The following is a 13,965-nucleotide window of genomic DNA, read 5'->3' as shown; positions in this document are numbered from 1 at the left end:
AGGGTCAGGGCCGCCGCGCTTGCCCTTTTCCGCATTTTCAACAGGGCTTTTCGGTCGGTACACGCGCTCGTTAGCCTGTGCAGAGCGGCCGCGTCGCGGCCCCGAGAGGAGCACCATGCCACACCCTCCGCGCCGGCTCGTCATCGGCGGTGCCTCTGGCTTCCTCGGCACCCGGCTCTCGGCAGAGCTCGCGGCGGATGGCTGGCGCGTCTCGACGATTGGCCGCGCGGGTGCCGACGCGAGCTGGGATGACCCTGCGGCGATCCGTGCCCTCGTCGACGGCGCCGACGCCGTGATCGGGCTCGCCGGGAAAAGCGTGGATTGCCGCTACACGGACGCGAACCGCGACGAGATCCTCCGCTCCCGCCTTGACACCACCCGCGCGCTGTCTGACGCGATTGCGGCGAGCGCGCAGCCACCCGCGGTGTGGCTCAATGCGAGCACCACCACGATTTACCGGCACGCGATGGACCGACCGCAGACGGAAGCCGACGGCGAGCTCGGCACTGGCTTCTCCGTGGACGTTGCGCGGTCGTGGGAGCGGGAGTTCCTGGCCGCGGACCTCCCCGGCACGCGCCGCGTTGCACTTCGCACCTCCATCGTGCTGGGCGATGGGCCCGCAACGCGCCTCCTCTTCCGGCTTGCCCGCCTCAGGCTCGGCGGCCCGCAGATCGACGGCCCGTGGTTTCCGCACCGACGCTATCGCGGCTTCGGCACGCACCCCACCGCCGCGGAGCGGCCCCTCTGGCGCCCCACTCGCGGCCGCCAGCGCTTCACCTGGGTGCACGTCGACGACTTCGTGGGAATCGTGCGCTTCGCACTCGCGTCGCCTGACATCAGCGGCCCCATCAATGTCGCGGCACCGGGTGTGAGCGACAACCGCACACTGATGCGCATTCTGCGCCGCACCGTCGGGGCGACTGTCGGACTGCCTGCCTTCCGGTGGATGCTCGAACCCGCGACGTGGGTGCTGCGCACGGAGACCGAGATGGTCTTGAAGAGCCGGTGGGCGCCGCCCGCGGCGCTCCTCGCCGCCGGCTACGAGTTCGCCTGGCCAGAGCTCGAGCCCGCGCTGCGCGACGTCGACGCTCGCCTGCGCAGTTCACAGCTGCGCGGGTACGCTGGAGAGTGAAGGGGGCCGTCCCCTGAAGGGACTCATGCCTACTCACCACCCCACCATGCCCGCTGAACGACCCCAGTCACGCGGCTTCTTCGGCCACCCGTGGGGGCTCGCGAACCTCGCGGGCGTCGAGATGTGGGAACGCTTCAGCTTCTACGGCATGCAGGCGCTTCTCGCCTACTACCTGTACTACTCCGTCACCGACGGCGGGCTGGGCCTTTCGCAGGCCGCGGCCACCTCGATTGTGGGCGCGTACGGCGGGCTTGTCTACCTCTCCGCGGTGCTCGGCGGCTGGGTCGCCGACCGCGTGCTCGGCGCGGAGCGGACACTCCTCGCGGCGGCCTGCCTCATCATGGCCGGGCACATCGCGCTCGCGCTGCTGCCGGGGGTCGCGGGGCTCGCGGTCGGCCTCGTGTGCGTAGCACTCGGCTCGGGATCGCTGAAGACCACCACGTCGACCGTGCTCGGTGACCTGTACGAGAAGACCGACCAACGACGCGATGCCGCCTTCTCGATCTACTACATGGGCGTCAATATCGGCGGCTTGCTCGGCCCGCTCGCCACGAGCGCGCTCTGGGGCTGGCAGGGCTTCCACTGGGGCTTCGGCCTCGCTGCGATCGGCATGGCTGCTGGCCTGATCCAGTACATCGCGCTGCGCCGCCACACGCGCAGTGCCGCCAGTTCGGCTCCGGCGAACCCGCTCTCCTCCAGCGAGCAGCGCCGCTGGCTGCTCATCTTTGGTGCGGCGATCGCCGTGATCGCCGCCGCGGTGCTCGCTGGCTGGGTCACCGCAGAGAACCTCTCCGACATCGTCGTGGTGCTCATCGTCATCGCCGTGATCACGCTCTTCATCGTGATCCTCTCGAGCCGTGCCATCTCTCCGATCGAGCGCCGGCAGGTCACGTCCTTCATCCCGCTGTTCCTCGCCTCGGCCGTCTTCTGGACGCTGTTCCAGCAGCAGTTCACGGTGCTCGCGATCTACGCCGATCAGCGCCTCAACCGCACCGTGTTCGGCTGGGAGATGCCGCCGAGCATGGTGCAGTCGATCAACCCGGTGTTCATCATCGTGCTCGCGGGCGTCTTCGCGGCGATGTGGGTGAAGCTCGGTGACCGTCAGCCGAGCACGCCCGTGAAGTTCTCGCTCGGTGCGGGCATCATGGGCCTCGCCTTCCTGTGCTTCATCCCGCTCGCGGGCAGCGCGAACGGCACGATCCCGCTCATCGCGTTCGCCGGAATCCTACTGCTCTTCACAATCGCAGAGCTGTGCCTGTCGCCGGTCGGCCAGTCGCTCGCGACAAAGCTCGCGCCGCGCGCGTTCCACTCGCAAATGGTGGCGTTGTTCTTCCTGTCCATCTCGCTCGGCTCTGCGGCGTCCGGCTCGCTCTCCGCGTTCTACGATCCGAGCAATGAGGTGCCGTACTTCCTCACGATCGGTGGCGCATCGATCGTGGTCGGCATCGCACTCTTCCTCGCGCGAAAGCCGATTCTCCGCCTGATGGAGGGGGTACGGTAGCGCCGCACCCGGCGCGAGCCGCTACGCCTCGATTGCGGCGATGGCCTCCGGGTCTGCGCCATCGAGGAACTCGGTGAGGCGCGTCACCTCGGCCTCCTCGCCGATCGCGGCGGCGCCCCGGCGCAGCGCGTAGAGCGCGCGCAGCACGCCACGGTTCGGCTCGTGCGACCACGGCACGGGGCCGGCCCCGCGCCAGCCCGACTTGCGGAGCGCGTCGAGCCCGCGGTGGTACCCCACGCGCGCAAACGCATACGCTTCGATCTCGCGCCCTGCGGCGGCTGCCTCATCCGCGAGCACCGCCCACGCGAGCGGCGACTCGGGGTGCGCACGCACCACCTGCTCGGGATCGATACCAGCAGCAAGCGCGTCTGCCGCGACATCCGTGGCCAAGCGAGTGGGTTCAGGTCCGAGGAGGTTCTCACCGATCATGCCGCCAGTGTAGCGACCGGCCCTTCGAGTGGGATCCGCACCTCCACACGGAACTCCTCAGTGCCGGGCCCCGCGCCCTCCGTGCTCGGAGCCGACGCGACTGTGAGCGCCCCGCCATGAGTCTGGGCGACGGCAGACGCGATCGCGAGGCCGAGGCCGCTGCCTGAGCCGGTCCGCACGCGCCCGCCACCACGAACAAACGGCTGATGGAGCCGTTCAAGGGTTTCAGCGGGCAGGGGCTCTGCCGCGTTGCGGACAGCAAGCACAGACTCTGCACTGTCAGCTCGCCACTCGAGAGCGACGCGGCTGCCTGCAGCGGCGTGCCGGGCCGCGTTCTCGACGAGGTTGTCGAGAAGTCGCGTGAACATCGCCGGGTTGACCCACACGGTGTGTGCGTCAATGTCGAGGTCGACAGTGAGCCCGCGCTCCTCGAGTCGCGCTGCGGTGTGGTCGAGCGCGGCCGCCGCGAGCTCGCGAGCCGTGCGCGGTTCGACGGCGAGCGATCCCGAGCTACCGTTCCCGCCGAATCCGCCGGCCGCTGCGAGTCCGACCTGAGCTCTCGTCAGGTCGAGGAGTGCCTCGCCCGTCTCGATGCTCCGCGCATTCACTTCTCGGAGCCGCTCTGCCGCGAGCCGGTACTCGGCCAAGGTCGGCTCGGGCCCGTCGAGCAGCACATCAAGCATCGCCTTCTGTGTGGCGAGTGGGGTGCGCAGCTCGTGCGAGGCGTTTGCGGCGAACAACTGCTGCGCTGTGAACGCGGATTCGAGCCGCTCGAGCATGTCATCGAGAGTGTCCGACAGATCGGTGAGCTCGTCGCGTGGGCCGCGGAGAGCAACGCGACGGTCGAGTCTGCCGGGGGTCGCGGCCCGGGCCGCGGCATTGATGTCGTGCAGCGGTGAGAGCACCCGGCCGGCGAGCACCCAGGCGGCGACGGCGCCAAGCGCGACAATCACGAGGAGCGCGATGATCGACGACCAGAGCAGCGTCTGGAAGACGTCGGTCACGTCCCGAATCTCGAGAACTGGGGCGGCGAGCGACAGCGCATCAGAGTTCTCAAGCGGCCCCGCAAGCTCGGCCGCGTCATCTCCATACGGGGAGGTGGGCGCGACCGAATCGACGCCGAGGTCGAGGGTCTCCGCCGGCATCGCCGGGGCTGACTGGATTGCCCACACCGGCCCATATTGCATGAACAGGTTCAGACCAACAACGAGCACGCCACCACCGAGTGCGATGAGCAACGCGACACTGAGCGTGATGCGCGCCCGGATAGTGAGGCGGAACCGGCCGCGATCCTGACCGCGGCTCTGGGCAGCATCCGCGCTACGCATCGCCGCCGCCGACAGCGGGTCCGAGCGCGGGTTCCGGCCCGACGATCCGGTAGCCAACTCCCGGAACCGTTTGGATGATGCGGGGCTCGCCGAGCCGCTTGCGCAGCGTCGACATGGTCACGCGGATGGCGTTCGTGAACGGGTCGGCGTTCTCGTCCCACGCGCGCTCGAGCAGCTGCTCCGCGCTGAGGACGCCGCCGCCGGCTTCCAGCAGCGTGCGCAGCAGTGCGAACTCCTTGCGGCTCACGTGCACATACCTGCCATCGCGAAACACCTCGCGGCGGAACGGGTCGAGGCGCACTCCGTGGGCCTCGAGCACGGGCGGCAGGGGCGGCGCGTTTCGCCGGTGCAGCGCCTGGAGCCGCACGAGCAGCTCGGGAAAATCGAACGGCTTGACGAGGTAGTCATCGGCGCCCAGCGCAAACCCCTCGACCTTTTCGTCGAGCAGCCCGGCAGCGGTGAGCATGAGCACCCGAGTGCCCGGCACATTCGCGACAATCCATGCGCACACCTCGTCGCCGTGCAGGCCGGGGAGGTCGCGGTCGAGCAGCACAACGTCGTACTCGGTGTGCCCGAGCTGTTCAATCGCCGCGTGCCCGTCGAGCACGATGTCGGCGGCGATCGACGAACGCCGGAGCACCGTCTGGGCGGCCTCAGCGAGGTATGCCTCGTCCTCGACGATCAGTACGCGCATGATGCTCCTCCTTGCGATGGCCCGCCCAGTCAAGCACGCGCGACATTAAGAAAAGGTCTGCAATTTCGCAGACGCTCTGCTGAGCCCGTGTGCCCTGGACTGGGTGCGGGTCGCATTCGCGACCGCACACCGTATCGAGGAGTCACCATGAATCATCACACACCCCTTCGCCGCATCGCGCTCATCGCGCTCCCCACGGCGGCCCTGCTGCTCGCGGGGTGCACAAGCAGCGCACCCGCAGCGGGTGGTCTGGATTCCGGTAAGTCCGAGACGGGTTCCTCCGCAGCGGGAGCGGGGCCCGAGGACTTTCAAACCTGGCATGTGAAGTACGCCGAGTGCATGCAGGGCGAGGGCATCGACTACCCGACGCCGAGCTCAGACCCGAACGCCGCCGCTGAGGCACTCAACATCGACGAGCTCGGCGGAATGGATGTGTTCGAGGCTGCGAACAAGACCTGCGAGGCGAAGGTCGGCCAACCGCCGGCCCCAGTGGGGCCCGATGGCAAGCCGATGACCGAGGAGGCGATGCGTGAAGAGACGCTGAAGCTCACCCAGTGCCTCCGTGAGCACGGCGCTGACGTCGAAGATCCGCAGCCGGGTGTCGGGCTCACCCTCACCGAGGAGATCTCGCCGGAGGCGCTCGAGGCGTGCGGCATTTCCGGTGTCCCGGCGAACGCGGGTTAAGCGATGAGAAAGCTCTGGGTGGCGGTCGCCACCACCGTCGCGGTCGCGGGGCTCGCAGCCACGGGACTCGTGCTCATGCGTCCAGCGGCCCCGCCGCCCGTCGAGAAGCATGCGCCCGGCACCACAGTGAAAGTCGCGCAGGGCGACCTCTCCGAACGCACGCTCGTGCAGGGGACGCTCGGCTACGCGGGTGAACGTGCAGTCTCGGGCGGCGCCGGCACGCTCACCTCACGGGCGAAGCCGGGCTCAACCGTCGACCTCGGGGGCGAGCTCTTCGCCATCGACAACTCCCCCGTCGCTCTGTTTCGGGGGCCGCTGCCGCAATGGCGGTCGTTCGAGCTCGGCATGACGGACGGCCCCGACGTGCAGCAGCTCGAGGCTTCACTCGGCGAGCTCGGCTATTTCTGGGGCGGCGCCGACGAGATCTTCGATGACAACACGCGGATCGGGATCCGGCTCTGGCAGGAAGCGACGGGCAGACCCCTCACCGGCGAGATCGGCCTCGGTGAGATCCTCTTCGCACCCGGCCCGCTGAGGGTCGCCTCCGCCGAGCTCGAGCCGGGGGCGACGACCGCCCCGGGCACCCCGATTCTGCGGGTGTCTGAGCTCGGCAAGAGCGTGACAGCTGAGCTCAAACTCGCGCAGCAACGCCTCGCTGTTGTCGGCGCAAAGGTTGAGGTTGAGCTGCCGGGCGGTGCGAAGTCCCCCGGCACCGTCACTGCGGTCGAGCCGCCGCGCACTCCTGAGAAGTCCGGCGAGGGAGCACCCGAGGCACCCGCCACGGTACCCGTGACCGTCACGCTCGACACGCCAAAGGATGCCGCAGACATCGACCGCGCGTCCGTGCGCATCGCGTTCACGAGTGAGACCCGCGAGAACGTGCTCTCCGTTCCTGTCGGCGCGCTCCTCGCGCTGCCCGGTGGTGGATATGGCCTGGAGGTCGTCGGCCGCGACGGCACGAAAACGACACAGGTGCCCGTCGAGACAGGCATGTTCGCGGGCGGCATGGTTGAGGTGTCCGGCAAGGGCATCACCGCGGGCACCGAGGTGGTGACGGCAGCCGCATGATCGAGCTCACGGATATTACCCGCAGCTTCGGCACCCCTCCGGTTGAGGTGCTCCGCGGAGTGAATCTCTCGGTCGCGGCGGGCGAGTTTGTCGGCGTCGTCGGCCCGTCTGGCTCGGGCAAATCAACCCTCCTCAATATCCTCGGCACGCTCGACAGACCAACGAGCGGGCGCGTTGTACTCGCGGGTGACGACGTGTCGCAGCTCAGCGACAACGCCCTCTCCGATGTGCGGTGCCACAGGATCGGTTTTGTGTTCCAGCAGTTCCACCTCTCGGACGGCAGATCGGCGCTCGACAACGTTGGCGATGGGCTGCTCTACCGCGGGTGCTCGCGTCAGACGAGGCGGCGGGAGGCGACGGCCGCGCTCGAACGGGTCGGCCTCGGCCACCGGCTGCGTCATCACCCGAGTCAGCTCTCGGGCGGCGAACGTCAGCGCGTCGCCATCGCGCGCGCGACGGTTGGGCGCCCGGCGATCCTGCTCGCCGACGAACCGACCGGCAACCTCGATCAGGCCTCAGGAGCAAGCGTGATGGAGTTGCTCGGCGAACTCAATCGGGAGGGAACGACGATAGTGATGATCACCCATGACCGCGAGCTCGCGGCGGGCCTGCCGCGCAGCGTCCGCGTAACCGACGGCGTGATCCACGATCAGCCGGCGCATCATCACGCGGGGGCAGTCGCATGAGCCGGGCATCGGTGGAGCGATCACGTTTGCGCACCATCGACCTTGCCGCGCTCAGCACGGCAGGGTTGCGCGCCCGACCGCTACGCGCGGTCCTTTCGGCCCTCGGCATCGCGATCGGCATCGCGGCAATGGTTGCCGTGCTCGGCATTTCAGCGTCGAGCCAGGCGAAACTCTCGCAGCAACTCGACGCGCTCGGCACCAACCTGCTCACCGTCGAGGCCGGTCAGGATCTCTTCGGCGGCGAAGCCTCACTTCCGAAGGACAGCACCGGCAGGATCACGCGCGTCGCTGGCGCCCAGAGCGCAGCGGGTGTGGGCGCGCTCTCGGGTGTCCGGATCTATCGCAGCGAGCTCATTCCGGAGGCGCAGAGTGGCGGGCTCGCCGTGCGGGCGGCAGACACGAGCCTCGCCGAGGTGCTCAATCTCTCCGTGCGCTCGGGTGCCTGGCTCACCGAGGCCACGGGGGCCTACCCGGCGGTCGTGCTCGGCGATCGGGCGGCCCGGCAACTCGGCACCGAACGGGCCGGCTCCCTCGTGTGGCTGGGCGGCCAGCAGTTCTCAGTCGTCGGCATTCTCGACCCGGTCGAACTCGCACCCGAGCTCGACACCTCGGCCCTCGTGGGCAAGCGGGTCGCGCTCGACCGGCTCGACTTCGACGGCTCGCCGACGCGGATGTACCTGCGCGCGGCCGAGAAGACGCTTGCCGAAACGCGCGCGCTCTTGCCGCAGACGCTCTCGCCGGAGCAACCTGAAACGATCACGGTGTCCCGCCCCTCCGATGCGCTCGCGGCGAAGGCGGCAACGGATGAGACGTTCACGGGTCTCCTGCTCGGGCTCGGTTCGCTCGGGCTCCTCGTTGGGGGCATCGGCGTCGCGAACACAATGATCATCTCGGTCATCGAACGCCGGCGCGAGATCGGCCTGCGCCGTGCGATCGGCGCACGGCGCTCGCACATCAGGCGGCAGTTCCTTGGCGAGGCCCTGGTGTTGTCTGCCCTCGGCGGAGTCGGAGGCACCGGAATCGGCGCAGCAGCAACGGCGGTCTTCGCTCAGACGGGTGGGCTGCCGTACACCCTCCCACCCTTTGTGCCGATCTCAGCGATTGCGGCAACACTGCTCGTGGGCGCGGTTGCTGGCATCGCTCCCGCCTGGCGCGCGGCGCGCGTTCCGCCAACGGTCGCGCTGAGCGGTTAGCCAGGGGACGGGGCCGCGCCTACGCTGCGAGGCGCGATCCCGTCCATCGTGGCGAAAGGTCGCTGCTCCTCCGGAGCATACGCATCGCCCTGCCTGGCCTAGCGGAAGTTGACGAACTGCAGCGCAACCTCGATGTCGGCACCCTTCAGGAGCGCCATCGTGGCCTGCAGGTCGTCGCGGCTCTTCGAGGAGACGCGCAGCTCGTCGCCCTGGATCTGCGACTTGACGCTCTTGGGGCCCTCGTCGCGAATGAGCTTGTTCAGCTTCTTGGCGGTGGGCTGGTCGATGCCCTCCTTGAGCTTCGACTCGATGCGGTACTCCTTGCCGCTCGCAAAGGGCTCGCCCGTGTCGAGCGCCTTCAGCGAGAGCGAGCGCTTGATGAACTTCGACTGGAGCACGTCGAGCACGGCGAGCGCGCGCTCCTCCGTGTTCGCCTTGATGAGAATCGTCTCACCGGACAGGGTCACGTCAGCACCCACGCCCTTGAAGTCGTAGCGCTGCTCGACCTCCTTACGGGCCTGGTTCACCGCATTCTCGACCTCCATCGAGTCGATCTTGCTCACCACGTCAAACGAAGAATCAGCCATGCCATAAGCCTAGCGGGCCGCACGTGGAAACAGTTTGCAATACCTGGAATAAGAAAAGCGAATGAGTTGCTACACTCTCCGTTGGCCCGGCGCACTTGCGCCACCATTGCACGAAAAGGATTTCTCCGCCCATGGCTTCTCCCGCAGTTTCCGCACCACCGACACGCCGCGCGCTTCCCCGCTGGATGACCTCGTTCGGCTGGCAGATTCTCGCCGCACTCGTGCTGGGCCTCGTGCTCGGCGGCATCGCGAAGGCGATCGGACCGGACGCTGCGGAGAATCCGAACGGACTGCACGCGACCCTCGCGACGATTGGCGGAAGCTACGTCTCGCTGCTGCGCGCGGCCGTGGTGCCGCTCATCTTCACGGCGATCGTGTCGAGCATCGTGGGCCTGCGCAAGGTCACGAATGCGGCGCGGCTCGCGGGGCAGACACTGCTCTGGTTCGCAATCACCGCACTCATCGCGGTCTCGATCGGGATCGTGCTGGGCGTCGTCCTGCGTCCCGGCGCCGTCGCCTCACAGACTGATCTCCAGACGGGAGACCCGTACACCGTGGGCACCTGGTGGAACTTCCTCACCGGGCTCGTGCCCGGCAACTTCCTCGGCCTCACGGTGGGCGGCTCCGTCGATCTCGAGACCGGCGCTCTCAGCGCGAACCCGAGCTTCAACGTGCTGCAAGTGATCGTCGTGTCTGCCGCGGTCGGCATCGCCGCGCTGAAGATCGGCGAGAAGGCCGAGCCGTTCATCACGCTCACGGAGTCGGCGCTCGCCGTCATCCAGAAGGTGCTGTGGTGGATCATCCGCATCGCACCGCTCGGCACGGTCGGCCTGATCGGCAATGCGGTCGCCGAGTACGGCTGGAGCACGATGGGCTCGCTCACCGCGTTCGTCGGAGTGCTCTACCTGGGCCTCGCGCTCGTGCTGTTCGTGGTCTACCCGCTCCTGGTCCGCGCGCACGGGCTGTCGGTCAAGCAGTACTTCTCGGGCGTGTGGCCCGCCGTGCAGCTGGGCTTCGTGAGCCGCTCGTCGATCGGCACGCTGCCGCTCACGCAGCGCGTCACCGAGCGCAACCTCGGCGTGCCGCGCGGCTACGCGTCTTTCGCCGTGCCGCTCGGCGCGACAACGAAGATGGACGGCTGCGCCGCGATCTACCCGGCAGTCGCCGCGATCTTCATCGCGCAGTTCTTTGGCATTGAGCTGACCATCGTGCAGTACCTGCTCATCGTGCTCGTCTCGGTGGTCGGCTCGGCGGCGACCGCCGGCACCACGGGCGCAACGGTGATGCTGACGCTCACGCTGTCGACGCTCGGGCTGCCGCTCGAGGGCGTTGGCCTGTTGCTCGCCGTCGATCCGATCATCGACATGGGCCGCACCGCGGTGAACGTTGCTGGCCAGGCGCTCGTGCCCGCGATCGTGTCGAAGCGCGAGGGCATCCTCGATGAGGAGCTCTACAACGCGCCGCGTCGCGGCCAGGCGTTCGACAACGAGGACGTGGACTCGGCAGCGGGCCCCACCCCCGCGGCGCAGCTCGCGTAACCACTCCATCAACGCACTCAAGCGAGGGCGATCCGGTTCACTCCGGGTCGCCCTCGCCTGTTGTCCTGTGCCGCGACTCGGCTTAGCGCACGGAAGCTCGGCGCATCGCGAACCAGGTCCCCACGAGCGCAACCACGATCGCGATGACCGCGCCGAGCGCAACCCCGCCGCGGGTGATCCCCGTGAAGATCTCGCCCAAGTTTGGTGCGAGAATGAGCACCGTCAGCGCGAGCGCGAGGCCGAGCGCAAGACCCAAGATCCCGGGGCCCTTCGCCCCGAAGCGCACCCAGATCGCGCCGAAGAGCCCACCCACTGTGAGGCAGAACAGCACCCCGAGGAAACCGCTCACCGCGAGGATCAGGGGGTTGCCGGCGCCCACCGCGTACACGTCGAGCACGTACGCGTTCGAGAACCAGTGCCCGGTGGCGAGCTCGAGGCCGAGGAGCGCCACGAGCAGCAGCGCAACGTAGGCGGCCTGCAGCACATTCGAGATCATCGTGCCGAGGATGAAGTTGCGGCGCGTGGTGCCGAGGGCCAGCGCGAAGGGGTAGGTCGTCGCGACGGCCTGCACGCCGTAGTAGATGAGGAAGCCGGGGAGCGACCACACCACACCCATGTTCATACGCGCGCCATCAATGTACTCGGCACTGCCGCTGGCCATGCCGGTGGCGCGCTGAATCGCGAGCGCGATGATGATCGACACAAGGAGCACGATCACCAGGATGATCGCCGGGGTGCCGAGATAGTTGCTGAGCCTGTTGAGGTGCAGCCGGGTGACCTTCAGTGTGCGATTCATGAGCGGTTCCCTTCCAGGCTGGGCGTGCGGGCGGCGTCGGCCGCGAGGTCATCGTTCACGCCGTAGGCGGCAACGAGGTCCTGCAGCGAGACGGGGGTGATTTCAAGACCGGCATCCGTCGCCGCGGCGCGCGCCTCGGGCGTGAGCGCCTCGTCGATCACCGCGGACGCAAGCCCGCCGATACCACGGCGCGAGAGCACCGGTCGGCCGACGAGGAACCCGTCGAGCGCGGACGCCTTCCCGGCGAGCTGATACGCGCCGCCGCGCAGCTCCTCAACGTCCTCATGGCGCACGACGCGGCCCTGGTCGAGCACGATGACGCGCTCGAGCAGCCGATCCATCTCGTCGATGAGATGCGTAGAGAGGATGATGGTGCGCGGATGCGCCACGTAGTCGCCCAGCAGCTCGTCGTAGAAGATGGCGCGCGCCGTTGCGTCGAGTCCAAGGTAGGGCTCGTCGAAGAAGGTGATCGGCGCGCGGGAGGCGAGGCCCAGCACGATGCCGAGCGCGGAGAGCTGACCGCGCGAGAACTTCTTCACCACGGGCTTCGTGGGAATGCGGAACTGCTCGATGAGCCGGTCGGCGAGCTCCTGCGACCAGTTCGGGTAGAAGATCGCTGCGGCGCGAATCGCGTGCTTCAGTTTGTAGTCGTCGGGGTAGCGCTGGTTGTCACGCACGAAGCACATCTGCTCGATGGTTTCCGCCCGCTCGAAGGGGTCGTGGCCCGCGACGCGGAGGCTGCCCGAGCTCGGGCGATCCTGCGCGGTGAGGAGCGACATGAGCGTCGTCTTCCCGGCGCCGTTTCTGCCGAGCAGCCCAGTGATGGTGTTCGCTCGGATGTCGAGCGTGACCCCGTCGAGCGCCACGGCGCCGCGGTAGCGACGCGTGAGCTCGCGGGTCTCGATGGCGATGTCGGTCATGAGTTCGGCTCCTCCTTCTCGGAGATGATGCGGATCAGGTCTGTGGTGGTGAGGCCGAGCGAGCGGGCCTCCTCAAGCAGCGGGTCGACGTAGCGCTCGGTGAAGTCGCGCTGGCGCTCCGCCTGGATCTGGGCGCGCGCGCCGGGGGTGACGAACATGCCGATGCCGCGTCGCTTCTCGAGCACGCCCTGGTCCACCAGAACACCGAGCGCTTTCCCCGCTGTCGCGGGGTTGATGCGCAGGTGCGCGGCCAGCTCGTTCGTGGATGGCACCTGCTCCCCTGCGGCGTACACCCCGCGCAGCACCTCGTCGGCGATGCGGTCGGCCAGCTGCAGAAAGATCGGTCGAGTGTCGTCGAACACGTCCACCCCTTCCTTGGTTCATTACTTCACTAATGAACCTACGCACCATATTCCAGGTTGTCAAGAATCTCGCTTCATCAGATGATGGTGTGGGTGGGCTTACTTCACACGTTTCGTTGCGGCGGGCCCACACCCCGCCCCCAGCAAGGAAGTGCCGCATGCCCGCTCAGAACATCACCGTCTCCCACGCCGACACCGGACTCGTCACCGCCGAGGTGACACGAGCCGAACGGATCTCGCCCAGCTTCGTTCGCGTGACCGTGAGCGGGGCCGACGTGCGCGCGTGGCGCGGCCTCGGCTTCGACCAGTGGTTCCGTCTCGCCATCCCCGTGGCAGGCGACGCAACCCGGTTCGATCGGATGTCCGAGCGCTTCGACATGCGCGGCTACCTCCGCTACCTCACCCTCCCGAAGGCCACACGCCCCGCGATCCGCAACTACACCGTGCGCGAGTTCCGGGCGGAACTTGGTGAGATCGACATCGACTTCGTGGTGCACGGCGGCGGACACGACGATGAGCACGGCGGCACCGACGCCGGGGTGGCTGGGCCGTGGGCGACCGGACTCCCCGTTGGCGCACGCGTCGCACTGATTGACCAGGGCTGCGGCTTCGCGGCGACGAGCGAGGCGGCTCCGCACGTGCTGCTCGCGGGCGACGAGAGCGCGCTTCCCGCCGTGGCAGGGATCCTCCGCGATCTCCCCGCCGAGGCAACCGGCGACGCGATCATCGAGGTGCCCGAGGCGGCAGACCGGCAGGAGCTCGTGCATCCCGCCGGCGTTCGCGTGCACTGGCTCAACCGGGCAAACAACCCCGCCGCTCGACCCGGCACCGCGGCGCTCGACGCGCTCCGCGCGCTCTCGCGTGAACCCGGCACCCGGATCCCCAGCCGCGCGTTCGTTGCCGGCGAGCAGCAGCTTGCGAGCGGCGGCCGCAAGCACCTCGTGAGCACGCTGGGCGTCCCCAAGGAGGCGGTCACCTTCTGCGGCTACTGGCGGCAGAAGTAACGCCTGATCACACTCCCCAAAACTCGCGGCGCGGGCTATCGTG

General features: G+C 68.3%; 15 protein-coding genes. 8 read left to right on the top strand and 7 right to left on the bottom strand.

Annotated elements, in window-relative coordinates; all coding sequences use genetic code 11:
- Positions 1-115 precede the first annotated feature (115 nt).
- The gene (locus ACR81A_RS00885; RefSeq protein WP_440312272.1) at positions 116-1,132 is read left to right on the top strand and encodes an epimerase; all 1,017 of its coding nucleotides are present in this window, start codon (positions 116-118) and stop codon (positions 1,130-1,132) included.
- Positions 1,133-1,157: 25 nt separating this feature from the next.
- Entirely contained in the window at positions 1,158-2,633 is a 1,476-nt protein-coding gene (locus tag ACR81A_RS00880; RefSeq protein WP_440312271.1) for a peptide MFS transporter, read from the top strand.
- 21 nt (positions 2,634-2,654) lie between these two features.
- Here the strand turns inward: ACR81A_RS00880 and ACR81A_RS00875 are convergent, their stop codons facing one another.
- From ACR81A_RS00875 to ACR81A_RS00865, 3 genes are read right to left on the bottom strand one after another with little or no spacing between them, the layout of a single operon-like run.
- Complete coding sequence (locus tag ACR81A_RS00875) at positions 2,655-3,062, bottom strand: DUF3151 domain-containing protein (protein WP_440312270.1); 408 nt, start codon at positions 3,060-3,062, stop codon at positions 2,655-2,657.
- Positions 3,059-4,390 (bottom strand): sensor histidine kinase, encoded by a 1,332-nt coding sequence (locus ACR81A_RS00870; protein ID WP_440312269.1) that lies wholly within the window; start codon positions 4,388-4,390, stop codon positions 3,059-3,061. Before ACR81A_RS00870 ends, ACR81A_RS00875 begins: the two co-directional genes overlap by 4 nt.
- Positions 4,383-5,084, bottom strand: coding sequence for a response regulator transcription factor (locus ACR81A_RS00865; protein ID WP_440312268.1), 702 nt, complete (start codon positions 5,082-5,084; stop codon positions 4,383-4,385). The genes ACR81A_RS00870 and ACR81A_RS00865 overlap by 8 nt, the downstream gene beginning before the upstream one ends.
- A gap of 147 nt (positions 5,085-5,231) precedes the next feature.
- Here ACR81A_RS00865 and ACR81A_RS00860 point away from each other — a divergent pair, with 147 nt between their 5' ends.
- Genes ACR81A_RS00860 through ACR81A_RS00845 form a run of 4 tightly spaced genes read left to right on the top strand, consistent with a single transcriptional unit; the run spans position 5,232 to position 8,715 of the window.
- Positions 5,232-5,768, top strand: a complete 537-nt coding sequence (locus ACR81A_RS00860; protein ID WP_440312267.1) for a hypothetical protein — start codon at positions 5,232-5,234, stop codon at positions 5,766-5,768.
- 3 nt (positions 5,769-5,771) lie between these two features.
- Positions 5,772-6,836: a peptidoglycan-binding protein gene (locus tag ACR81A_RS00855; RefSeq protein ID WP_440312266.1), complete on the top strand. Its 1,065-nt coding sequence runs from the start codon at positions 5,772-5,774 to the stop codon at positions 6,834-6,836.
- Positions 6,833-7,522: an ABC transporter ATP-binding protein gene (locus ACR81A_RS00850; RefSeq protein ID WP_440312265.1), complete on the top strand. Its 690-nt coding sequence runs from the start codon at positions 6,833-6,835 to the stop codon at positions 7,520-7,522. Before ACR81A_RS00855 ends, ACR81A_RS00850 begins: the two co-directional genes overlap by 4 nt.
- Positions 7,519-8,715 carry an ABC transporter permease gene (locus tag ACR81A_RS00845; protein ID WP_440312264.1) on the top strand — a complete coding sequence of 399 codons (1,197 nt, stop codon included), beginning with the start codon at positions 7,519-7,521 and terminating at the stop codon, positions 8,713-8,715. The genes ACR81A_RS00850 and ACR81A_RS00845 overlap by 4 nt, the downstream gene beginning before the upstream one ends.
- 98 nt (positions 8,716-8,813) lie before the next feature.
- Here ACR81A_RS00845 and ACR81A_RS00840 read toward each other — a convergent pair whose 3' ends face one another.
- On the bottom strand, positions 8,814-9,302 hold the full coding sequence (locus ACR81A_RS00840; RefSeq protein WP_202382532.1) for a YajQ family cyclic di-GMP-binding protein: 489 nt from the start codon (positions 9,300-9,302) through the stop codon (positions 8,814-8,816).
- Between the two features lie 131 nt (positions 9,303-9,433).
- On the opposite strand from ACR81A_RS00840, the gene ACR81A_RS00835 reads away from it, so the two are divergent.
- Positions 9,434-10,840, top strand: a complete 1,407-nt coding sequence (locus tag ACR81A_RS00835) for a dicarboxylate/amino acid:cation symporter (protein WP_440312263.1) — start codon at positions 9,434-9,436, stop codon at positions 10,838-10,840.
- An 82-nt stretch (positions 10,841-10,922) separates the two neighbouring features.
- Here ACR81A_RS00835 and ACR81A_RS00830 read toward each other — a convergent pair whose 3' ends face one another.
- Genes ACR81A_RS00830 through ACR81A_RS00820 form a run of 3 tightly spaced genes read right to left on the bottom strand, consistent with a single transcriptional unit; the run spans position 10,923 to position 12,918 of the window.
- Positions 10,923-11,636: a hypothetical protein gene (locus ACR81A_RS00830; RefSeq protein WP_440312262.1), complete on the bottom strand. Its 714-nt coding sequence runs from the start codon at positions 11,634-11,636 to the stop codon at positions 10,923-10,925.
- Entirely contained in the window at positions 11,633-12,556 is a 924-nt protein-coding gene (locus tag ACR81A_RS00825; protein ID WP_440312261.1) for an ABC transporter ATP-binding protein, read from the bottom strand. The genes ACR81A_RS00830 and ACR81A_RS00825 overlap by 4 nt, the downstream gene beginning before the upstream one ends.
- Positions 12,553-12,918 (bottom strand): GntR family transcriptional regulator, encoded by a 366-nt coding sequence (locus ACR81A_RS00820; RefSeq protein ID WP_202382536.1) that lies wholly within the window; start codon positions 12,916-12,918, stop codon positions 12,553-12,555. Before ACR81A_RS00820 ends, ACR81A_RS00825 begins: the two co-directional genes overlap by 4 nt.
- A 158-nt stretch (positions 12,919-13,076) precedes the next feature.
- On the opposite strand from ACR81A_RS00820, the gene ACR81A_RS00815 reads away from it, so the two are divergent.
- Entirely contained in the window at positions 13,077-13,922 is an 846-nt protein-coding gene (locus tag ACR81A_RS00815; protein WP_440312260.1) for a siderophore-interacting protein, read from the top strand.
- Positions 13,923-13,965: the final 43 nt, after the last annotated feature.

The organism is Leucobacter chromiireducens, assembly GCF_051993095.1.
GTDB lineage: Bacteria > Actinomycetota > Actinomycetes > Actinomycetales > Microbacteriaceae > Leucobacter > Leucobacter chromiireducens.
The sequence above is the reverse complement of the archived record's forward strand: the minus strand, read 5'-3'. Positions and strand labels throughout refer to the sequence as shown.